This window comes from Mycobacterium sp. PTI7, from assembly GCF_056679845.1.
Window position 1 is genome coordinate 1798911 of the sequence record NZ_CM155252.1, and the last position, 20225, is coordinate 1819135.

Sequence of the window (20225 nt, forward strand, 5' to 3'; positions counted from 1 at the left end):
GTCCGTCACGCACCCTCCGGCGGCGCGGCGGCGCACTATGCTGACGCCGTGTCGATCGCCGACGACCTCGAGCGGGCCCGTCACCTGGCGCTCGCGGCCGACGAGACTGCGGCCAAGGAACTGCTGCTGTCGTCGATGCCGCGGATCGAGCAGGCCGACCGCGACGATCTGATGCTCGAGGCGCTCGCGCAGCTCGGTGAGCTGTACCTGGTGCGGACGGCCTACGACGGCACGCGTGAGGCCGTCCGCCGGATCACGGAGTGCCTGGCGATTTACGCGACGATCCTCGCGGGCACCGCACCTGCCGACGTCGTCGCGCGGTGCACGATGACCGTGCCGGACATCCGGCGGATGACGTCCCGCTACACCCGCCGCGCCCGGTTCCTCGACGTCGGTCTGGCCGCGGCCCTCGGCGACCACGAGTCCGCGGCCATCGAGTTGGCGGACCTCGACGCGATGGGGCCGGGAGACGGACCCGCCGACGAGTACGGCTACCTGTGCACCTACGCACGGATCAACTGCGCGGTGGCGCTCTGCGACGACGACCTCCACGTGCGTTCGGTGCCGCTCTGGCAGAACGTGATCGCCGAGATCGGCGCGAATCGTCACGAAGACGAGTCGGGGGACAACCTCTTCGTGATCGGTGCGCTCGGCTACGCGCGGTACTGCATCGAGACGGGGCGGCTGGACGAGGCGGAACCCTGGCTGCAGCGGGCGGGCGCCCGTGCGGCGGCCAGGGGATGGGAACTCGCCACGGCGCGGACCCGGCTGGAACGGGGCACGGCGTGCTGGGCGCGGGGCGATCAGATGGCGACCGAACGGCTGATCAACGAGGCGTACCCGGCGATCGCGACCCACGCCCGGGCGCACGACGTGTCGCGGTGCTGGTTGTACTTCGGGCTGACCAGGATGGGCGCTGGCCTGCTGCGGGCCGCCGACGAGAGCTGGGAGCACGCCGAACGGCACTGGCGCGAACTCGGCAAGCCGCTGCACATTCATCGAATCCTGCTGCAGCGCAGCTGGATCGCCATCACCCGGGGCCGCTACCAGGACGCCGTCGGCATGGTGGAGCAGGCCCGCGACTGCCTCGACGAGTCCCCGCGCAGCAGCTGGCTCGCCTACGCGCGGCTCGACGACCACCTCGGCACGGTGTGGCGGGCAGACGCGCTCGCCGATCTCGGCTTCGACGGCGCGGGTCGTCCCGACGACGGCTGGGACGAACTCGAGGCGCGGTACCGCTCCTCGCTCGGGGCCATACGGGCCGACCCCGCCGGCCCGGGTTTCGCGACCGCGATGACCAAGCTCGCCCGCGCGGCCGATCTGAAGCTGCCCGCCGCGCTCGCCGTCGACTCCGTGCGGTACTCGATCGCGGACGCCGAGGCACGGGCGCGGTGGGCGGCCGGCATCTCGGCGCCGCTGCTGGCGGGTGCGTTCGCGGTCGCCTCCGAGTGGGAGAACACCGGGCTGCTCAGCGAGCTGATCGAATACCACGGTGCGCGCGGCACGTTCACCGCCGACAGGGCGCCGGCGGAGGACGTCGAGTGGTCCCGAGTCACCACCGCGCCTGCCCCGCCGAGCGACGTGGACGAACTCGCCCTCGTCGCCGCCGGGCCGCCCGTCGACGTCGGCCCGTCGCTGACCCGGCTGGGCCCGCTGCCGCCGCTCGCGATGGATCCCACCGGGGGACCGGTACTGGCCCGGTATCGCCGCCTCGCGCTCGAGCGCTACGGACAGCACGTCACCACCGACGAGGTTGCCTGGATCACGTGGCCGTGAGCGATTCGACGCTGGTCCTGCGGTACGCCGACGTGGGGATCGCCACCTATGCCAGCCTGCGAGTCGTCGGCGACCCCGCCCGCACCGTCACCTGGGTGATCGAGGAACCGCTGCTGCTCGCCGCGGTCGCGGAACTGGCCGGGGCGCTACCGGAACCGACGTCCGACGAGTCGGTGGGCGACGCACTGGGCCGGGCGCTGACCCGGGGGCCACTCGCCACGCCGGCCGCCGAACTCGTCCTCGCCTACCGCCTCGGCGTGCTCCTGCTCTCCGACGACGCGTGGCGGCTGCTGATCGAGTCGGTCGCGTATCCCCGCGCAGTGCTCTTCGTCTCGCCGAGTGCACGGTTGGCCCGGATGCCCTGGGTGCTGCTGGCCGTGCCGGCCGCGCGTCCCGACGCCGAGGCCACGCGGCGGGCCCGCGTCGCGGCGGTCACCGTCGAGGGCACGGCGCCCGCGCGCGTTCCGTGGCCGGAGGGCGAGCCCTCCGAGTGGACGGCCGGCCGGCGCCTGCTCGACCTCGTCGACGTCCTGATGTCCGTCCCCGCCAACATCGTGAACACCCCGCGGCCGCAGCGCGATCCGGCGTCGGACGCGCACCGCCCACCGCTGCTGGTCCTCGATCCGCGCGTTCCGGGCCAGCGGGTCGACTCCGCGCTCGGGTCGGTGCTGGGCCGCCCGCACCCGGACACCCCGCTGGCGCGCCACTTCTCGGAGTCGATCGCGCGCGGACCGGTGCTTCCCCCGGTCGGCGCCGCCGTCGAACTCTTCCGGCGGACCGACGCGGATCGGCGCTGGCTGGCCGCGATGCTGGCCGAGCGGCCCGGCCGGCTCCTCTACGTCGGACACGCGACGGCGGCCGAGTCCGGAAGTGCCGACCGCGCGGCCCTGCACCTCGCCGAGGCGGAACCGCTGACGGCGGCGGACCTGATGTCGCTGGAACTCCCGGTGCCGTCGCGCGTGGCCCTGATCGCCTGCGCCTCGGGTGGCGACTACCGGTTCGACGAGGCCACCGGGTTGGTCGCCGCGGCGGTACTGGGCGGTGCCCGGGTCGTCACGGCGACCTCGTGGTCGCTGCCGACCACCGCGGGTCACCGCCGGTTCGTCGCATCGGACGCCGACCCGATGTCCGACGTCGTCATCGCGGTCGACCGCGCCCACCGGGACGACGACGCCGGCCGTGCGGTCAACCGGTGGCAGCGCGACCAACTGGGACGCTGGCGGTCCGGCGACGTCGCGGCGAGTCCGCTGTACTGGGCCGCGCTGGTCACCTTCGCCGTCGACGGCGCCCGCTGACCGTCACCTCGCGGCGACGGCCGACCGGATGGCATCGGCGTCGTCCGCCAACGAGAGCCGTTCGCGCGCAGCCGGATCGAACGACACCAGCAGGACCACCCCGGGACGCAGGGCCGCCGTGAGGACGTCGTCGGACCGGTGCAGACGGCCCACGAACCGCTGGCCGGACACGCTCTCGACCTCGACGGTGACGGGGTCGGCGACCGATCGGACCGTACCGATGCCGACGCTCGGCGGCCGCTCCGGCGTCGTCGGCGTCGAGGGCGTCGGGAACCGCGTCCACCAGAGATTGGCGGCCACCACGGCGAGCGCGGCAAAGGCGATGAACGTGAACGAGGTGAGCAGGGCGTCGGACATCGGCACAGCGTCGCGCAGGCGCGGCGCTACCGATCCCAACTTCCGTACGGCCCCCTATGGTGGACCGATGAGCACCGGTCAGGTCGAGGCATCCGTCGCCGTCGCCGTGCCCCGACGCGCCGTCATCGACCGCGCGTGGCGGGCCATCGGCCCCGGTGTCGAGGCCCTCAGTGCCGGTGATGGTGGACCCCTGCGCCGCACCGTCAAGCGCATCCTCGACCCGCTCGTCCTGCGGTTGCGGGCCAACCCCCGGTTCTCGGCCCCGATGCTCGACCCGGACGCCGCCGCGGGCGTCCTCGAGGCGATTCTCGACAATGCGCCTCGATTGCGTTGCACGGCAGCATGGTTCGAGCTGCTCAAGGCGGAGCGGCGGCGGCTGAAGATCACCAGTGGCAACGCGCAGGAGCTGTACTTCCCGATGTGCTTCGAACTCGCGGCCATGAGAGGGCATCCGGCGCAACAGGACTCGCCCCGCGCGGCGGCGGAGGCAGTGCTGCGGGAGATGCACGACGACCGGGACCGCACCGCGATCGAGGTGCTCAACCGGTACGTCGGCGACGAGACCGTCATCGACGACCTCGAGGCGCAGCTGGTGCGCAGCTGGGGTGACGTGCGGCCGGGCACGACCGCCCCAGAGCCCTTCTTCGCGGGCCTGACGACGGTGCTGGGTGCCGCGGACGGCCACGGCGCCCGGGTGGCGCGGCAACGGGTGTGGACCGCGCTGGTGGCCGACGCGACACCGTTCGACCTGGGCGCCCGCGCACGGTCGTCTCCGCGGGCCCTTCCGTGGTCGATCACCGACGTCGGGCTCAGTTCGACCGAACCGCAGGGCCCGCCGCTGGTGTGGACCGCCTCGGAACGCTCGCGGCCGTTGGACCGCAGCGTGGTCGAACGCGTCAGGGCGACCCTGCGGCGGGCGCTCGACCGCGAGGAACTCCCCGACATCCCGGCACTGTGCGCCGAGGAGGTCGACCGTGCGTGCGCCCCGTGGGGGCTGCTGGCCGAGGACAAGCAGGCCACGCTCGTCGTCGGCATCGCCGTGGCGGTCGAGCTGGCGCCGCTGAACGAGTCGGCGGCGCCACGGTTCGAGCTGAGCCGCGTCGTGCAGGCACGCCTGCGCAAGGAGGCCTACGTCATGCATGCGCGGCGCTACCTGGCGGACGGCGAGCCGATCCATCCCCGGCAGCAGCAGGTCATCGACGACCTCGGTACCTTCGCGCGGCCCTACGTGTCCCGGCTGTGGGCGAGGCTGCACGGTCGCGACGTGTGGCAGGAGCCCTGCGGGGACGTCGACGACGTCCGCAGCCTCATCGAGGGCGTCGCACGGTCGGTCAGTCTCGACCACCGGCAGCGCATCAAGTCGATGCTCGAACTCGAGGTGGTCCGATGAGGTTCGACGTCGACGGCGGACTGTGGAGCAGCGGTCCGGAGGTCACCGGACCGCCCGTGCTCGCCGTGCTCGAGGTGGCCGGCGCCGTGCTGGCCTGGACGGTCGACGACCCGGCTGGTGCCGATGCGGCACGGATCACGATCACCGACGTGACCGCGGCGCACTGGTTGTGGCGCGTGGTCGGCAGCGACGGGCACGCCGCCGTGGCGGCCGCACTCGACGGGCGGACCGTCTCGGGATCCGTCGACGTGCCGGGTGCGCAACCGGCCGTCGACGCGCTGAATCCAGTGCGCCGCATCGCGATCGGACACTGGGCGCGCAGATGGTGGCCGGCGAGCCTGCGGGACGGCATCGCCGGTCTCGACGGCGCACTGCTCGACGCGGAGTTGGCCGTCGCTCTCGTCGCCGCGGAGGACTACCTCGACGAGGACGCCGTGGACGCCGAGGTCCGCGAACTCCTCGCCGGACATCGGGGCGCCCTCGCCGCGCACCGGGGGGCCGGCGATCCCCGGGTGGTCGCACTCGTCGACGCGTGCCGGGAACTCGCCGAGGACGCGGGTGTGTGGGACGCGACCTTGCCGGCGCTCGACGTGGCATCCGCCCGGCGTGCGGACTACGCCCTGGCCGCGGGTGCCGGCGGCGGCGGGGGAACCCCGGCGGCCGTCGCGGACGGCACCGGGTCGCTGAACTGGGACGCGGTGCCACCCGGCGTGTTCGACGCCGCCGACCACACCGTGTCGTGGCGGGTCGATGCCGGCGACGACGGTGTCGCGGCGACGGTGCGGGTGGCGATGGCGGGCGGGCTGTCCGCGTCCGGCATCGAGGTACGACTCGACGCGGGCGGGATCACCGGCCGCGGCGCCCTCGACGCCGACGGCGTCGCCCGGGTGGAACTCGTCGGCGACGGCGCCCCGCTCACCGGGGACTCGGCGTGGAACCACGACTGGACCTCGACGAGCGTCGACGTCGGTGCCGACGTGCCGGCTGCACCCGCCGCCGCGGAGCTGCGGTCCCGCGCGCGGGACTACGCGCGCGCTCGCCTCGGACGACCCGGCCCGGACGCGTTCCTCGCCGAGATCCTGGCCGCCGAGGCGGACTACTGACCGGGCGCGCCGCCGCGAGGGGCTAGGCGTCGCGGCGGACGGTGGTCCAACGCCCGCTGCGGGCACTGGCCTCGACGGCGTCCGCGACGAGTGCCTGCTCGAGGCCGTCGTCGAACGTCGGGTAGTCCGGTGTCGTCGGAGCGCCGCCGGAGTCGATCGCCGCGTACGCCGCACGGAACAGCGCCTTGAACGTGTCCTGGTAGCCCTGGGCGTGTCCGGCGGGAACGTCACCGGCGTCACGGAACTGGATCTGGTTCGGTCCGTCGCGGTGGCCGATCCACAGCCGCTCGGGATCCTCGGTGCCCCAGGCGAGCGAGGCCTCGGAGCCGCTCACGTCGAAGCTCAGGTGGTTCTTGCGCCCCGGCGACACCTGAGACAGCGACAGCACCCCGCGGGCACCGCCCTCGAATCTGAGCAGGATGCCTGCGACGTCCTCCGTGGTCACCGGGACCGGCTCGGCGTCGGACGACGACTGCGCGAACGTCTCCACCGAACCGAGCGGGCGCCGCCTCTCGGGCACCACCGTGGTGAGGTCCGCCATCACGGCCTCGACGCGGCGGCCGCTGACGAAGCCGACGAGATCGAGCCAGTGCGAACCGATGTCACCGACCACCCGCAGCGAGCCGCCCAGGTCCGGATCGAGACGCCAGTTCCAGTCGGTGTCCTTGGACAACCAGTCCTGCAGGTAGCCGCCGGTGACGAGGCGCACCGCACCGACGCTGCCGGAGGCCACCCGCGCCGCGGCCTCCTGACAGAGCGGGTAGTGCCGGTTGATGAAGCAGACGGCGTGGACGAGGCCCGAATCCGCTGCGACGTCCCGAAGTTCGCGGGCCTGGGCCGACGACATCGCCAGGGGCTTCTCGCAGATCACGTGCTTGCCGGCTCGGAGCGCGGCCAGCGCCTGCTCGAAGTGCGAGTGGTTGGGCGAGCAGACGTGGACGGTGGTGACGCGGTCGTCGGCCAGCGCCTCGGCCACGCTCTCGTAGACCGGCGCCAGTCCCGCCAGTGCGGCGCGTTCTGGGGACGAACCGACGACACCGAGCACCGGGACGCCGATGCGGGCCAGTGCCTCCGCGTGCACGCGTGCCATGAAACCGGTGCCGATGATCGCTGTGCTCATTAGCCGGAGTGGACCTTTCGACCGGGTGCCGGGTGGCAGCCCAGTATGCCCGCAGGACGGCGTGGACGGTGTCTACTTGGCGGCCGCCTGCAGGACCGGCGCGGCGACGGCCTGCGGTGTCGGACTCGGCAGGGGTTGCGCCGGAACGCCCGGGGTGCCGATCTTGCCGGCCATCCACGGCAGCGCCGCCACGAACGCCTGCGCGGCGAAGGGCCAGTCGTGCTTGCCCGGTTGCTGCACCACCGCGCAGTCGATCCCGTTGACTCCGCCCAGCCCGCAGAGTGATTCGGCGGCCGTGGTCTGGTCGCTGGTGTGGCCCGCGGCGTCGCGGCCACCCAGCCCGTTGCCGCCGTTGGCGACGTCGACCACGGTGGGGGCCGACGGCATCGACCCGTTGACGTCGAACCAGCCCGACAGTCCGGAATACGGGCCGTGCTTGGTGATCACGGCGGTCGGATCGAAGCTCGCGTACTGCGCCTCGCTGCCGCCGAACAGCCGGTCGACGGTCTGCTGCTTGGTGCCCGAGTTGGGCGCGATGTCGCCGGCGATGTCCTCGAACGAGCTGAACATGTCGGGGTGCATCGTCGCCAGGTCGACCGCGCAGGTGCCACCCATCGACCAGCCCACGATGCCCCAGTTGGCGCGGTTCGCGCTCACGCCGTACGTCTTCTCCATGAACGGCACGACGTCCTTGGTGAGGTGGTCGGCGGCATTGCCCCGCGACCCGTTCACGCATTCGGTGTCGTTGTTGAAGGCGCCGCCCGAGTCGACGAAGACGAGAACCGGTGCGTTGCCCCCGTGGTGGGCGGCGAAGTCGTCGACGGTCGTGACGGCGTTCCCCGTCCGCAGCCAGTCGGCCGGGGTGTTGAACTCCCCGCCGATCATCATGATCGTCGGCAGCGGAGGGGGCGGATCGGAGGCGAACCACGCCGGCGGGAGGTAGACGAGTTCGCCGCGGTGCTTGAAGCCCGACGGCGTCGAGTCGATCGTCACCGGCACCACCGTTCCGCGGTCGGGAATCGTGCGCGCCCGCTGCATGGCGACGACGGTCGCCTGATCCGTCTGGTCGGGCAGGGGACCCGCCGTCAACTGGTTCCACGCGACCTGCACGGTGGGGAAGTAGCCGACCCACAGGTTCAGCGCGAGGGCCGCGCACAGCACGCACAGCGGGACCGCGACCGCGGCCGCCGTACGTCGCCACCACGGTGCGCTGCGCCACCCGGCGACGAGGACCACGACCGCCGCGCCGGTGATCGTCGTCCACATCCAGAGCCGCTTCGGCGCCGGGTCGCCCGCGAGCCCCTCGGACGACACGTACCAGTAGGCGATCTCGGTGAGCGCGACCCCCGCAGCCGCGGCCACGGGCAGCCACAGCAGACGCCACCGTGGGTGCCGCCAACCGACGGCGGCCACCACGATCACGGCCGCCACCACCTGGATGGTGAGCGGCAGCCATCCGTGCATCAGCGAAAGGTGTTCGCGCCCCCACGTTCCTGCGCCGTCCGCCAAGACGTCGCCGGCGATCATCGGCATCGAAGTCGTCACCACGTCATCGTGGACGCCGATGCTGTAGGGAGGCTGTGAGGTTGCCGGACGCGACCTCGGAGTCGTGCGACGGCTAGCGCGGCTTGGCCAGTGGGAACGGCAGGGTCTCGCGGATGCTGCGGCCGGTGATCAGCATGACCACGCGGTCGACGCCCACGCCGAGCCCCCCGGTCGGCGGCATGGCGTACTCCATGGCCTGCAGGAAGTCCTCGTCGAGTTCCATCGCCTCGGGATCGCCACCCGCCGCCAGCAGGGACTGCTCCTGCAGACGCCTGCGCTGCTCCACGGGGTCGGTCAGTTCGCTGTACGCGGTGCCCAATTCGACGCCCCACGCCACCAGGTCCCACCGCTCGGCGACGCCGGGGATGCTCCGGTGCGGGCGGGTCAGCGGCGACACCGTCGTCGGGAAGTCCTTGTAGAACGTCGGGTGCTGCGTCTGTCCCTCCACGAGTCGCTCGTAGAGTTCCAGCACCACCGCACCCGCGTCCCAGTGCGTCAGGTAGGGCACGCCTGCGCCGTCGCACAGCGACCGCAGCGTCGCCAGGTCGGTGTCCGGGCCGATGTCGCGTCCGAGCGCCTCGGACACCGCCCCGTGGACGGTCTTCACCGGCCACGTGCCGGAGATGTCGACCGCCTGAAGCGTGCCGTCGACCTCGCCGGGCCGCATCACCACCTGGCTGCCGTTGGCCGCCTCGGCCGCGTTCTGGATCAGCTGGCGGCAACCGTCGATCCACACGTTGTAGTCGGCGTGCGCCTGATACGCCTCGAGCAGCGTGAACTCGGGGTTGTGGCTGAAGTCGACGCCCTCGTTGCGGAAGGCGCGGCCGAGTTCGAAGACCCGTTCCACGCCGCCCACGCACAGCCGCTTCAGGTACAACTCGGGGGCGATCCGCAGGTACAGGTCGAGGTCGTAGGCGTTGATGTGGGTCATGAACGGCCGCGCGTTGGCCCCGCCGTGGATCTGCTGCAGGATCGGCGTCTCGACCTCGAGGAAGCCCTTGCCCACCAACGTCTCCCGGATCGAGTGCAGGATCCGGCTCCTGGCGGTGATGAGGTCGCGCGACTCGGTGTTGATGGCGAGGTCGACGTAGCGGGTGCGGACGCGGGCCTCCGGATCGGTCAGACCCTTCCACTTGTCCGGCAGCGGGCGCAGGCACTTGCCGATCAGCCGCCACCGGTCGACGAGCAGCGACGGGGTGCCGGACCTGCTCTGCCCGATGACGCCGGTGACCTCGACGAGGTCGCCGAGGTCGATCGCGTTGGTGACGTCCGCCGTCCGGCCCTCGGTGAGGCGCGCGTCGTCGAACAGCACCTGCACCTCGCCCGACCAGTCGCGGACCTGGGCGAAGAGCACGCCCCCGTAGTCGCGCATGCGCAGCACGCGGCCCGCGACGCTGACGGCGACGTCCGAGGTGGTCATCGCCTGGGCGATGGTGTGACTGGGCGCCTGGCCGACGGGGTAGGCGTCGATGCCCTTGTCCTGCAGCGTCTTCAACTTGGCCATCCGGACCCGTACCTGCTCGGGCAGCCGCGACCGGCTCGGCGTGTCGTCGTCGACGGTGATGCCGGTCATGTCCGGCAGCGAGCCGTCGTCGTGCAGTCGACCGCTCTCGGCCAGGCTCACCGGCACCGCGGAGTGCTGCCCGGTGTGCTGCTCGTGTCGCCTGCTGAAGGGCAGGATGAGGAATCCCTCGGCGATCACCGATGCGATGCCGACCCGGGGCACCAGCCTGGCGTCGTCGTAGCAGGCGTAGCGCGGGACCCACTCCGGTTGGTACTTCATGTTGGAGCGGTACAGCGTCTCGAGCTGCCACCAGCGCGAGAAGAACACCAGCAGGGCCCGCCACAGCCGCGCGACGGGGCCGGCGCCGAGCTGGGCGCCCTCCTCGAACGCCGACCGGAACATCGCGAAGTTCAGCGAGATCCGCGTGACGGCGATGTCCTCGGCCTGCAGGCAGAGTTCGCTGACCATCAATTCGATGGTGCCGTTGGGCGACTGGGGGGAGCGCCGCATCAGGTCCAGCGAGACGCCGTTCGTGCCCCACGGCACCAGCGACAGCATCGCCACGACCTCGTCGTCGGTGTCCCCGTGCTCGGGACCGCCGGCGCCCTCGCGCACGGCCTCCACCAGCAGGCAGTCGCCGTCGGCGGGATCGCCGAGACGGCCCAGCGCCATCGAGAAGCCGCGTTCGGTCTCGGTGTCGCGCCAGGAGTCGGCCCGGGCGAGGACGGCGGCCATCTCGGCGGGGGAGAGGTCGCGGTGCCGGCGCAGCCGGACGGTCAGTCCCGCACGGCGGGCACGGGTCACGGCCTGGCGGACCGGCTTCATGTCCGGGCCGGAGAGCTTGTAGCGATCGGGGTACAGGATCGCCTCGTCGCCGAGTTCGATGGCGTTCAGGCCACCCTCGCGGAACGCTTGCGCGGCAGCGAAGCTCGCGCCCATCACCCCGGGTGCCCAGCCGTAGGTGGTGCACAGCTGAAGCCACGCGGCGATGGCGGCGGGCCAGGCCTTGGGGTCGCCGACGGGGTCACCGCTGGCCAGGCAGACGCCCACCTCCACGCGGTAGGTGATCGCCGCGCGCCCGTTCGGCGCGAACACCACCGACTTGTCCCGGCGGGTGGCGAAGTAGCCCAGGGAGTCGTTCTTGCCGTACAGCTCCAGCAGGCCGCGGATGGCGGATTCGTCCTCGCCGGTGAGCGCGTTCTCGGCCCGCTGACTCTGGAACAGGACGATCGCCGCGACCATGAGTGCGACCGCGCCGAACAGGCCGAGCAGCGCGTTGACGAGGACGTGCGGGTGCCCGCTGAACGTGTCGGCGTCGGCGCCGGCGAACGCGCTCACCCGGTTCAGTGCGTACCAGGGCCGATCGGAACGGGCCAGGGACCCGGGGAACAGTTCGAGCAGTGCCCAACCGATCAGCGTGCCGACGGCCATGCCCGCCAGCAGCGCGGCGGCGGCCTTGACCAGGGCGCCCCGCCTGACCCGCGCCCAGAACTCGCCGCGAGCGAGGACCAGGAACGCGATGGCCGCGACGTGGAATCCCAGTCCGATGACCTCGCCGATGTCCTCCATGACGCTCTCGCCACCGGTCACCAGGTCGGCGACGTTCCACCCGGAGGCGGCCACCATGTAGAGCACCAGGATCCACCAGGCGATCCGCTTGCGGGCCGCCAGTGCCGCGGCCAGCAGCGCGAGCACGAACGCCCACGCGAAGCTGGTGTCGGGGAAGTTGAAGACGTAGTCGTTGACGAATTCGCGCGGGATCCTGATGATCCAGCGGATCAGCGGAGAGACGCTCGCCAGCAACGACAGCGTGGCGATGACGCCGACCGTCCAGCCCGCGGCCGCGGGAACCCACCAGAAGGCGGAGCGGGTCTTCTTGTTCGCCGGCTTGTCGGTCGGGGCCAGGGTCATAGGGCGCGAGGATATTCGGTCGAACCGGGAAATGGGTGGGACTGCGGGGGAGCGGGTTACCAGACGGGTCCGGTGAACCACTCGCCCGGACCCTTGCCGGGCTCCTCGGGTGCGGCGCTGGATTCGCGGAAGGCGAGCTGCAAACCCTTCAGTCCGTCCCGGATCGGGCCGGCGTGCAGACCGAGGTACTCGACGGAACCCTTCAGCAGTCCGGCGAGCGCGTTGATGAGGCGGCGGGCCTCGTCGAGGTCGCGGTGCGGGCTCTCGTCGGGATCGTCGTCACCGAGTCCGAGCTTCTCGGCGGCGGCGCTCATCAACATGACGGCGGCCCGGGTGATCACCTCGACGGCCGGGATCTCGGCCAACTCGCGGGTCTGCGGCTCCGATGCCTGGTCCGGGTGTTCGGGAAGATCGGTCATGGCTGTTAGACTGGCACGTGCGACCGTCTCGGCAACTGCCGGGACAGCAAGTGGAGTCCCGCTCCCACCGTTGGCCCCATGGGCTCGACGGTCCGGTCACAGGCACCGTGAGGTGCCCGTTCTGTGCGACGCACAGGCGACGTCTTCGTCGTGACCGGTCGGCATTCGGGCCCTGTCATCGACGGGGCCCGACCTGTTTGGGTGCCGTGGTGCTGGTCTCCTCGAAGACTACATAGGAGGCCCCATCAGCACTGAGACACGCATCAACGAGCGCATTCGCGTACCCGAAGTCCGCCTCATTGGACCGGGTGGTGAACAGGTAGGCATCGTGCGCATCGAAGATGCCCTCCGCGTCGCCGCGGATGCCGATCTCGACCTTGTCGAAGTAGCCCCCGACGCCAAGCCGCCGGTGTGCAAGATCATGGACTACGGCAAGTTCAAGTACGAGACGGCTCAGAAGGCTCGCGAGTCTCGCAAGAACCAGCAGCAGACCGTCGTCAAGGAACAGAAGCTGCGGCCGAAGATCGACCCCCACGACTACGAGACCAAGAAGGGTCACGTCGTCCGCTTCCTCGAAGCAGGGTCCAAGGTCAAGGTCACGATCATGTTCCGTGGACGTGAGCAGTCGAGGCCCGAACTCGGGTACCGACTTCTGCAGCGGCTGGGCGCCGACGTCGCCGATTACGGCTTCGTCGAGACGTCCGCCAAGCAGGACGGCCGCAACATGACGATGGTGCTGGCACCGCACCGCGGTGCGAAGACTCGCGCCAAGGCGGCGCACGACGCAGACGCCCCGGCTGCTCCGCGCACCAATACGCAGGGCGCCAACGCGCAGGCACCGAACGCGCCGGCGGCACCAGCCCCGGCCGCCCCGGCGCCGGCCGACGAAGCACCGACCGACACCCCATAGAACTGAGGACTCATGCCCAAGGCCAAGACCCACAGCGGCGCATCCAAGCGGTTCCGCAAGACCGGAACCGGCAAGATCGTGCGTCAGAAGGCGGGCAAGCGACACCTGCTCGAGCACAAGGCGACCAAGCGCACGCGTCGGCTCGATGGACGTACGACCGTCGCAGCCAACGACACCGCCCGCGTCACCAAGATGCTCAACGGCTGACCCAGCCCGCAGGCCTTCGTGGCCTCCCATCGCACCGACTGAGAATAGGAACACCCCATGGCACGCGTGAAGCGCGCAGTCAACGCCCAGAAGAAGCGGCGCACAGTCCTCAAGGCCTCCAAGGGCTACCGCGGCCAGCGTTCGCGGCTGTACCGCAAGGCCAAGGAACAGCAGCTCCACTCCTTGACCTACGCCTACCGCGACCGCCGCGCCCGCAAGGGTGAGTTCCGCAAGCTGTGGATCTCGCGGATCAACGCAGCGGCCCGGGCCAACGACATCACCTACAACCGTCTGATCCAGGGCCTCAAGGCCGCAGGCGTCGAGGTGGACCGCAAGAACCTGTCGGAGATCGCGATCAGCGACCCGGCCGCCTTCACCGCACTGGTCGAGGTCGCGAAGGGCGCCCTGCCCGAGGACGTCAACGCACCGTCGGGCGAAGCCGCCTGACCTCGCTGCTGACGGAGAAGTCCAACCGGGTGGCTGCGGCGATCAAGCTGCAGCGTCCCGCCGGTCGACGCCACGCCGCACGCTTTCTCGCCGAGGGTTCCAACCTCGTCGAGTCGGCGTTGCGGCGTGGTCTCGTCGACGAGGTCTTCGCCACCGAGGCCGCCGCCGATCGCTATCGCGACCTCCTGGCCGACGCCTCCGTCCAGCTGGTGACCGAGCGCGCCGCGAAGGCGTTGTCGGACACGGTCACCCCCGTCGGACTGGTGGCGGTGTGCCGGATGCCGGACGCCTCGCTGGCCGCGGTGCTGGAGGCGCCGCGGCTGATCGCCGTCGCCGTCGACACCTCGGACCCGGGCAACGCGGGCACACTCATCCGGCTGGCGGACGCCATGGGCGCCGACGCGCTGGTCCTGGCCGGTGACGGCGTCGACCCCTACAACGCGAAGTGTCTGCGTGCCTCGGCGGGCAGCATCTTCGCCGTGCCGGTCGTCGAGGCGCCCGACACCCTCGCTCTGATCCCGGAACTCGTCCACGCGGAACTCGTCGTGATGGCCGCGACGCTCGACGGCGAACGGTCGCTGGACGAAGTGAACCTCGACGTGCCGACGGCCTGGCTGTTCGGGTCGGAGGCACACGGACTGCCCGCGGAGGTCGCCGCGGCGGCCGACGTGCGCGTCCGCATCCCGATGCGGGGGAGCGCGGAGAGCCTCAACGTGGCTGCCGCGGCGGCGATCTGCCTCTACGAGAGCGCGCGCGTCAGCCGCTGAGCAGCCCCTTGGCCACGTGGGTGATCTGCACCTCGTTGCTTCCCGCGTAGATCATCAGCGACTTGGCGTCTCGCGCGAGCTGCTCGACGCGGTACTCGGTCATGTAGCCGTTGCCGCCGAACAGTTGGACCGCCTCCATCGCCACGTCGGTGGCGGCCTGCGAGCAGTACCACTTCATCGCCGACGCCTCCGCCAGCGAGATCGACGCACCGGACTGCGCGGCCTCGATGACACGGAAGAGCATGTTGCGCACGTTCATTCGCGCCACCTCCATGGTGGCGAGCTTGAGCTGGATGAGCTGGAACTGGCCGATCTCCCGGCCCCACAGCGTGCGCTCCCTGGCGTAGTCGACCGACAGCCGCAGACACTCCTCGATCACCCCGAGCGCCATCGCGGCCACGCCGATGCGCTCGGCGGAGAAGTTGGACTTGGCGCTGTCGCGGCCGTCGCCGGCCTCGTTGTCCTCGGTCTCCCCGAGGAGCCGATCGCGGCCGAGGCGCACGTTGTCGAAGAACAGTTCTCCCGTGCGGGAGCTGTGGATGCCCATCTTGCGGAACGGCTCGGACTGGACGAACCCCGGCATGCCTCGGTCGAGGACGAACGTCAGGACCTTGCGCCGGCGCGGATCGAGGGGCTCGCCCGCGGAGTCGTCGTTGAGCTTGGCGTACACCACGGTCACGTCGGCGTCGGGGCCGTTGGTGATGAACGTCTTGCGCCCGTTGAGGACGTAGTCGTCGCCATCGCGGACCACGTAGGACTTCATGCCGCCGAACGCGTCGGAACCGGAGTCCGGCTCGGTGATCGCCCACGCCCCGACCTTCTCGTAGGTCACCAGCTCGGGCAGCCACCGCTCCTGCTGAGCCAGGGTGCCGCGCGATGCGATGGTCGGCACCGTCAGCCCGAGGCTGACGCCCATGCCCGTGACGACGCCCATGCTGACCCGGCACAGCTCGCTGATCAGGACGAAGCCCATGCCCGCCTGATCGGTGCCGCCGCCGAACATCCCGCCCGACGAGGAGCGCGCCGACGTGCCGCCGTCGCGCATCTTGGCCAGCCGCCGCTCGAGCGACTCCTTGGCCATCGCGTCGATCCCGAAGGTGGCGAACAACGTCCGCACGATCGGGTAGGGAGTCATGTCACCGCTCTCGAGATCGTCGAGGTGCGGTCGGACCTCCTTGTCGACGAACTCGCGAACTGCATCGCGCACGGCGATGTCGACGTCGGACCATTCGAGCATGTGTCAGGGGGCCTTCCGTTGGCGTGACCGTCCACGATATGGCTGACAACGGACGTTGTCCACGACGCGACCACCGTCGTTGCCGGTGTTCGGAACAGCCACCTAGGGTTGGCGGCGTGGATGTCGAGTCGTTCGAGGAACGGCCCGGCGGACTGGAGCGCACCGACTCGGGATACGGCGCGAGCGGTCCGCTCGGGTGGCTCAAGGCCACCAATCACAGCCCGGGCGTCGTCGCGCTGATCAGGCGGGCACGGCGCGCGCTCCCGGGTGACCCCGACTTCGGCGATCCGCTGTCGGCCGCGGGGGTGGGCGGCCCGCGCGCCGCGGCCCGCGCCGCCGACCGGATCCTGGACCGCGAGGCGGCGTCGCGAGAGGTGAGCCTCGGCGCCCTGCAGGTGTGGCAGGCCCTGACCGAGCGGGTGTCCGGGCGGCCTGCCTACCGCGAGGTGACCCTCGTCTTCACCGACCTCGTCGGGTTCTCCGAATGGTCGCTGGGCGCCGGCGACGACGCGACGCTGCGACTGCTCCGCCGCGTCACCCAGGTGATGGAACCGCCGCTGCTGTCCGCGGGCGGGCAGATCGTCAAGCGGATGGGCGACGGCGCGATGGCCGTGTTCGCCGACCCGACGACGGCCGTGCGCGCGGTGCTCAGGGCCCTGGAGGCCGCGAAGACCGTCGAGGTCGACGGTTACACCCCGCGGGTGCGCGCCGGGGTGCACACCGGCCGCCCGCAGCGCATCGGCTCGGATTGGTTGGGCATCGACGTCAACATCGCGGCGCGCGTGATGGATCGGGCGACCCGGGGTGGGATCGCGGTGTCGCAGACCACCCTGGAGCGCATCTCCGCCGAGGACCTGGACGCGATGGGCGTCACCGCCAAGCGCATCCGCAAGCCGCTGTTCGCGCCAAAGATCACGGGTGTGCCGGAGGATCTCTCGATGTACTGGTTGAAGATTCGCAGGGATCTGCCAGCCGCCGACACCCGGGAATCGGCGCCACCGGGGGCATAGTCGACCCAATGGTGCGTGCCGGTCTGCTGCAGTTGGGTCGGCTGCGGGTGACCCTGGCGTACGGCGCGATGCTGCTGGTCGTCACGTCCGCGCTGTCGGCGCTCGATCCGGATGCCCAGGAGCGCATCGTCGAACGCGCCAGCACCAATCTGCACAATCTCGCCCACGGGCACGTCGGCACCCTGCTCGGCAGCGCGTTCGTCGTGGACGCCGGTGCGATCGCCCTGTGGTTGCCGAACCTGCTGTGCCTGCTCGCCCTCGGCGAATTGCTGTGGGGCAGCACCCGTCTGGTCGTGGTGTTCCTGGTGGGCCACGTCGGGGCGACCCTGCTGGTGGCTGCGGGCCTGGTCGCGGCGGTGAAGGAGGGCTGGACCTCGACCGACATCACCCGGGCCACCGACGTCGGGATGAGCTACGGCGCCATGGCGGTACTCGGGGCCTTGACCGCTGCGATCCCACGGCGGTGGCAGCCGATGTGGATCGGGTGGTGGGTGGGCGTCGGTGCGGCCGTCATCGCCGCGGACGGCGACTTCACCGACGCGGGACACGGCCTCGCCCTGGTGCTCGGCGTGCTGGTGGGCATGCGCTTCGGTCCGCCGCAGACGTGGAATCCGTGGCGGCTGGGGCTCCTCGCCGTCGCATCCTGGTTCGGGTTCGCGATGGTGGTCGGCAGCAGTGACGTCGTACTGACCGCGACGTCCAGCGGACTGCTGTGTGCGCTGGCCGGTGGTCTGGCGTCGCGGTTGAACGGCGGGCGATCGATGGCGTTCGGCCAGGACGCGGTGCGGCGTCGGACCACCCGGGATCCGACGCCGCACCCGTGCCGATGACGCGCCTACCCGCGGCTGGCCGCCGCTGTCATGCGCGGCTCGCCGCCGTGAGGTCGAAGCTGCCGATCGTCGTCGACCGCACCCGCCACGGCGCCGCGCTCGCGATGTCGTAGAAGACGCCGATGACCTCCAGTTCGCCGCGCCGGTGCAGATCGGTCACCAGGGGGTGGACGATCAGCGCCTCGGCCTGCGTCACGACGTTGACCATGGCCAGCTGATCGACCGCGCCGAACCCGGCGGCGGCAGCCTCCCGAGCGACCGGGTGCCGCCCGTCGTCGTACGCCTCGAGCGCCGACCCGCCGTTGGCGAGCCACGTGTGCAGGTGCTGCTCACCGGGGCTGGTGGGCTCACCGCCGGCGAGCATCGAGTTCATCGCACCGCAGCTCGAGTGGCCGCAGACGACGATCGACGAGACCCTCAGCTTCTCGACCGCGAATGCGATCGCTGCCTCGATCGACGGGTCCTGCTGTCCGGCGGGCACCAGGTTGCCGACGTTGCGGACGGTGAACAGGTCACCGGGCCCGCTGCTGGTGAGCACGTTCGGCACGATCCGCGAGTCGGTGCAGGTGATGAACAGCGTCTCCGGTCGCTGGGCGTGGGCGAGCTTCGCCATGTGCGGCCGCAGGTACGGCGCGGTGCGCCGCTGGTAGGTCGCCAGGCCGCTCACCACGGACGCCTCGGAGTCGCCCTCGGCGGGGTCGCCCTCGACGTGCCCGGTCTGCCACGACCGCCACGGCATCACGCCGGACCGCGCGTCGACGCCCTGGATGTCGCGGATGGGCGGTCCCACCAGTGCGCTGTCCATGTCCACCGAGCCGAGCTGCCGGATGTCGACCGACCCGCCCGACGCACAGTGCTGTCTGCGCCAGTCCTCGATCGCCTCGTGCGCGGCGTGGTCGATGAAGTCGACGGACAGTTCGATGGTCGCCTTCGTGCCGGGCGGTACGGAGGCGAGCACGCCCGTCAGCCGCGGCAGTGACAGGAAGCTGCAGGAGCCCTCGATCACCACCCGCCACGTGCTCTCGTCGTCGTCGGACTCCGCGGAGATGCGGGTACGGACCACCCGCCACACGGTCAGCGCGATCGACAGCGCCAGGCCGATCAGCACGCCCTCGAGCAGGTTCAGGAACACGACGCCGAGGATCGTGACGACGTAGACCGCGATGTCGCCGGTCCTGCGGGCGGTCTCGATGTGGGCCCGCTTGACCAGCTGGACGCCGATCATGATCAGCAGGCCGGCCAGCGCCGCCATCGGGATCATCTCGGCCATGCCGGCGAAGGGCAGCGCGAACACGAGCACCCACACGCCGTGCAGGATGGCCGACGCGCGGGTCCGGGCCCCGGCCGCGACGTTGGTGGAGCTGCGCACGATGACGCCGGTGACCGGGAGGCCGCCGAGCGCGCCGGACGCGATGTTCGCCGTGCCCTGGCCGATCAGCTCACGGTCGAAATTGGTGCGGGGGCCGTTCTGCATCCGGTCCACCGACACGGCGGACAGCAGGCTCTCCACGCTGGCGATCAGTGCCACGGTGATGACGCCGACCGCGAACGCGCCCCAGTTGCCCTCCGGGAGGCTCGGCAGCGCGATGGCGTCCAGCAGCGAGCCGTCGAGACGCACGCGGTCCACGTCGAAGGCGAAGACGAGCGACGTGACCGTGGCCGCGACGATGGCGACCAGCGGCGCGGGAACCCGTCCCAGCGTGCCCGGCACCCAGCGCCAGCCGACGAGGATCGCGATGACGATCAGGCCGAGCAGTAGCCCCGGCCCGTGCGCCCCGGCGATCTGCGCGGGCAACTCGGTGACGTTGCGCAGCGCCGAACTCTGGGACTCGCCGCCGAGCAGCACGTGCACCTGCTGCAGCGCGATCGTCACGCCGATGCCGGCCAGCATGGCGTGCACGACGACGGGCGAGATGGCCAGCGCCGCGCGCGCGACGCGGGACAGTCCGAACAGCACCTGCAGGACGCCCGCCGCCACGGTGATCATGCAGGTGACCTTCCACCCGAACTCGGCCACCAGTCCGGCCACGATCACGGTCAGCCCGGCGGCGGGGCCGCTGACCTGGAGTGGGGACCCGCCGAGGGCGCCCGCGACGACGCCGCCGATGACGGCGGCGATGATGCCCGCCAGGGCCGGGGCGCCGGAGGCGATCGCGATGCCCAGGGACAGCGGCAGGGCGACCAGGAAGACCACGAGGGATGCGGGGAGGTCGTAGCGGAGCAGGGGGCCGATCCGCCGTGATGCGGAGTCCCACCGTCCTGGTTCGTCGACCTCGCCCGGTTGCGCTTTCTGAAGGATGTCGGACTCCTGACGCTCGCGACATGCCACGGCATGCCGGGTATCGGCTCTCAAAGGGATTGCATGGCAACGTCTTACGGCGATGTAAGAGCCAATCA

The 20225-nt window shown here is 71.2% G+C and carries 17 protein-coding genes; 10 read left to right on the top strand and 7 right to left on the bottom strand.

The genetic code is table 11. From position 1 onward, the window contains the following. Nucleotides 1–48 precede the first annotated feature (48 nt). Together AC1MEY_RS08685 and AC1MEY_RS08690 are read left to right on the top strand one after the other, a co-directional pair. A complete protein-coding gene (locus AC1MEY_RS08685; RefSeq protein ID WP_480230262.1) occupies nucleotides 49–1776 on the top strand; it encodes a serine/threonine-protein kinase in 1728 nt (575 codons plus the stop codon). Continuing rightward, nucleotides 1767–3071, top strand: coding sequence for a CHAT domain-containing protein (locus AC1MEY_RS08690; protein WP_480230263.1), 1305 nt, complete (start codon nucleotides 1767–1769; stop codon nucleotides 3069–3071). The genes AC1MEY_RS08685 and AC1MEY_RS08690 overlap by 10 nt, the downstream gene beginning before the upstream one ends. 3 nt (nucleotides 3072–3074) lie before the next feature. Here AC1MEY_RS08690 and AC1MEY_RS08695 read toward each other — a convergent pair whose 3' ends face one another. Continuing rightward, nucleotides 3075–3428: a hypothetical protein gene (locus AC1MEY_RS08695; RefSeq protein ID WP_480230264.1), complete on the bottom strand. Its 354-nt coding sequence runs from the start codon at nucleotides 3426–3428 to the stop codon at nucleotides 3075–3077. 67 nt (nucleotides 3429–3495) lie between these two features. Here AC1MEY_RS08695 and AC1MEY_RS08700 point away from each other — a divergent pair, with 67 nt between their 5' ends. Together AC1MEY_RS08700 and AC1MEY_RS08705 are read left to right on the top strand one after the other, a co-directional pair. Next, nucleotides 3496–4818 carry a hypothetical protein gene (locus AC1MEY_RS08700; RefSeq protein WP_480230265.1) on the top strand — a complete coding sequence of 441 codons (1323 nt, stop codon included), beginning with the start codon at nucleotides 3496–3498 and terminating at the stop codon, nucleotides 4816–4818. Continuing rightward, the gene (locus AC1MEY_RS08705; RefSeq protein WP_480230266.1) at nucleotides 4815–5921 is read left to right on the top strand and encodes a hypothetical protein; all 1107 of its coding nucleotides are present in this window, start codon (nucleotides 4815–4817) and stop codon (nucleotides 5919–5921) included. The genes AC1MEY_RS08700 and AC1MEY_RS08705 overlap by 4 nt, the downstream gene beginning before the upstream one ends. 22 nt (nucleotides 5922–5943) lie before the next feature. On the opposite strand, the gene AC1MEY_RS08710 is transcribed toward AC1MEY_RS08705, so the two are convergent. The 4 genes from AC1MEY_RS08710 to AC1MEY_RS08725 form a co-directional block, all read right to left on the bottom strand. Continuing rightward, nucleotides 5944–7041 carry a Gfo/Idh/MocA family protein gene (locus AC1MEY_RS08710; protein ID WP_480230267.1) on the bottom strand — a complete coding sequence of 366 codons (1098 nt, stop codon included), beginning with the start codon at nucleotides 7039–7041 and terminating at the stop codon, nucleotides 5944–5946. A 72-nt stretch (nucleotides 7042–7113) separates the two neighbouring features. Next, entirely contained in the window at nucleotides 7114–7929 is an 816-nt protein-coding gene (locus tag AC1MEY_RS08715; RefSeq protein ID WP_480231373.1) for an alpha/beta hydrolase, read from the bottom strand. 730 nt (nucleotides 7930–8659) lie between these two features. Further along, nucleotides 8660–12001 carry a bifunctional lysylphosphatidylglycerol synthetase/lysine--tRNA ligase LysX gene (gene lysX / locus AC1MEY_RS08720; RefSeq protein WP_480230268.1) on the bottom strand — a complete coding sequence of 1114 codons (3342 nt, stop codon included), beginning with the start codon at nucleotides 11999–12001 and terminating at the stop codon, nucleotides 8660–8662. A 56-nt stretch (nucleotides 12002–12057) separates the two neighbouring features. Beyond that, the gene (locus tag AC1MEY_RS08725) at nucleotides 12058–12420 is read right to left on the bottom strand and encodes a DUF1844 domain-containing protein (protein WP_480230269.1); all 363 of its coding nucleotides are present in this window, start codon (nucleotides 12418–12420) and stop codon (nucleotides 12058–12060) included. Nucleotides 12421–12664: 244 nt separating this feature from the next. Here AC1MEY_RS08725 and infC point away from each other — a divergent pair, with 244 nt between their 5' ends. From infC to AC1MEY_RS08745, 4 genes are read left to right on the top strand one after another with little or no spacing between them, the layout of a single operon-like run. Further along, nucleotides 12665–13330, top strand: coding sequence for a translation initiation factor IF-3 (infC, locus tag AC1MEY_RS08730; RefSeq protein WP_480231374.1), 666 nt, complete (start codon nucleotides 12665–12667; stop codon nucleotides 13328–13330). A gap of 12 nt (nucleotides 13331–13342) precedes the next feature. Next, nucleotides 13343–13537 (top strand): 50S ribosomal protein L35, encoded by a 195-nt coding sequence (gene rpmI / locus AC1MEY_RS08735; protein WP_163798992.1) that lies wholly within the window; start codon nucleotides 13343–13345, stop codon nucleotides 13535–13537. 57 nt (nucleotides 13538–13594) lie between these two features. Continuing rightward, nucleotides 13595–13984 carry a 50S ribosomal protein L20 gene (rplT, locus tag AC1MEY_RS08740; protein ID WP_163798995.1) on the top strand — a complete coding sequence of 130 codons (390 nt, stop codon included), beginning with the start codon at nucleotides 13595–13597 and terminating at the stop codon, nucleotides 13982–13984. Nucleotides 13985–14013: 29 nt separating this feature from the next. Further along, the gene (locus tag AC1MEY_RS08745; protein WP_480230270.1) at nucleotides 14014–14751 is read left to right on the top strand and encodes a TrmH family RNA methyltransferase; all 738 of its coding nucleotides are present in this window, start codon (nucleotides 14014–14016) and stop codon (nucleotides 14749–14751) included. On the opposite strand, the gene AC1MEY_RS08750 is transcribed toward AC1MEY_RS08745, so the two are convergent. Further along, nucleotides 14741–15988 carry an acyl-CoA dehydrogenase family protein gene (locus AC1MEY_RS08750; protein ID WP_480230271.1) on the bottom strand — a complete coding sequence of 416 codons (1248 nt, stop codon included), beginning with the start codon at nucleotides 15986–15988 and terminating at the stop codon, nucleotides 14741–14743. The two genes, AC1MEY_RS08745 and AC1MEY_RS08750, sit on opposite strands and share 11 nt — an antisense overlap. Before the next feature lie 116 nt (nucleotides 15989–16104). On the opposite strand from AC1MEY_RS08750, the gene AC1MEY_RS08755 reads away from it, so the two are divergent. Both AC1MEY_RS08755 and AC1MEY_RS08760 read left to right on the top strand, forming a co-directional pair. After that, on the top strand, nucleotides 16105–16998 hold the full coding sequence (locus AC1MEY_RS08755) for an adenylate/guanylate cyclase domain-containing protein (protein WP_480230272.1): 894 nt from the start codon (nucleotides 16105–16107) through the stop codon (nucleotides 16996–16998). Nucleotides 16999–17006: 8 nt separating this feature from the next. Then, a complete protein-coding gene (locus AC1MEY_RS08760; RefSeq protein ID WP_480230273.1) occupies nucleotides 17007–17828 on the top strand; it encodes a rhomboid-like protein in 822 nt (273 codons plus the stop codon). Between the two features lie 28 nt (nucleotides 17829–17856). Here AC1MEY_RS08760 and AC1MEY_RS08765 read toward each other — a convergent pair whose 3' ends face one another. Next, entirely contained in the window at nucleotides 17857–20061 is a 2205-nt protein-coding gene (locus tag AC1MEY_RS08765) for a SulP family inorganic anion transporter (RefSeq protein WP_480231375.1), read from the bottom strand. Between the last annotated feature and the right edge of the window lie 164 nt (nucleotides 20062–20225).

Excerpts from the sequence above, each read along its gene's own strand:
- AC1MEY_RS08725 (WP_480230269.1), bottom strand. The coding sequence starts at position 12,420 with ATGACCGATCTTCCCGAACACCCGGACCAGGCATCGGAGCCGCAGACC.
- AC1MEY_RS08695 (WP_480230264.1), bottom strand. The coding sequence starts at position 3,428 with ATGTCCGACGCCCTGCTCACCTCGTTCACGTTCATCGCCTTTGCCGCG.
- AC1MEY_RS08760 (WP_480230273.1), top strand. The coding sequence starts at position 17,007 with ATGGTGCGTGCCGGTCTGCTGCAGTTGGGTCGGCTGCGGGTGACCCTG.
- AC1MEY_RS08750 (WP_480230271.1), bottom strand. The coding sequence starts at position 15,988 with ATGCTCGAATGGTCCGACGTCGACATCGCCGTGCGCGATGCAGTTCGC.
- lysX (WP_480230268.1), bottom strand. The coding sequence starts at position 12,001 with ATGACCCTGGCCCCGACCGACAAGCCGGCGAACAAGAAGACCCGCTCC.
- AC1MEY_RS08710 (WP_480230267.1), bottom strand. The coding sequence starts at position 7,041 with ATGAGCACAGCGATCATCGGCACCGGTTTCATGGCACGCGTGCACGCG.
- AC1MEY_RS08705 (WP_480230266.1), top strand. The coding sequence starts at position 4,815 with ATGAGGTTCGACGTCGACGGCGGACTGTGGAGCAGCGGTCCGGAGGTC.
- AC1MEY_RS08700 (WP_480230265.1), top strand. The coding sequence starts at position 3,496 with ATGAGCACCGGTCAGGTCGAGGCATCCGTCGCCGTCGCCGTGCCCCGA.
- AC1MEY_RS08715 (WP_480231373.1), bottom strand. The coding sequence starts at position 7,929 with ATGATGATCGGCGGGGAGTTCAACACCCCGGCCGACTGGCTGCGGACG.
- rplT (WP_163798995.1), top strand. The coding sequence starts at position 13,595 with ATGGCACGCGTGAAGCGCGCAGTCAACGCCCAGAAGAAGCGGCGCACA.
- rpmI (WP_163798992.1), top strand. The coding sequence starts at position 13,343 with ATGCCCAAGGCCAAGACCCACAGCGGCGCATCCAAGCGGTTCCGCAAG.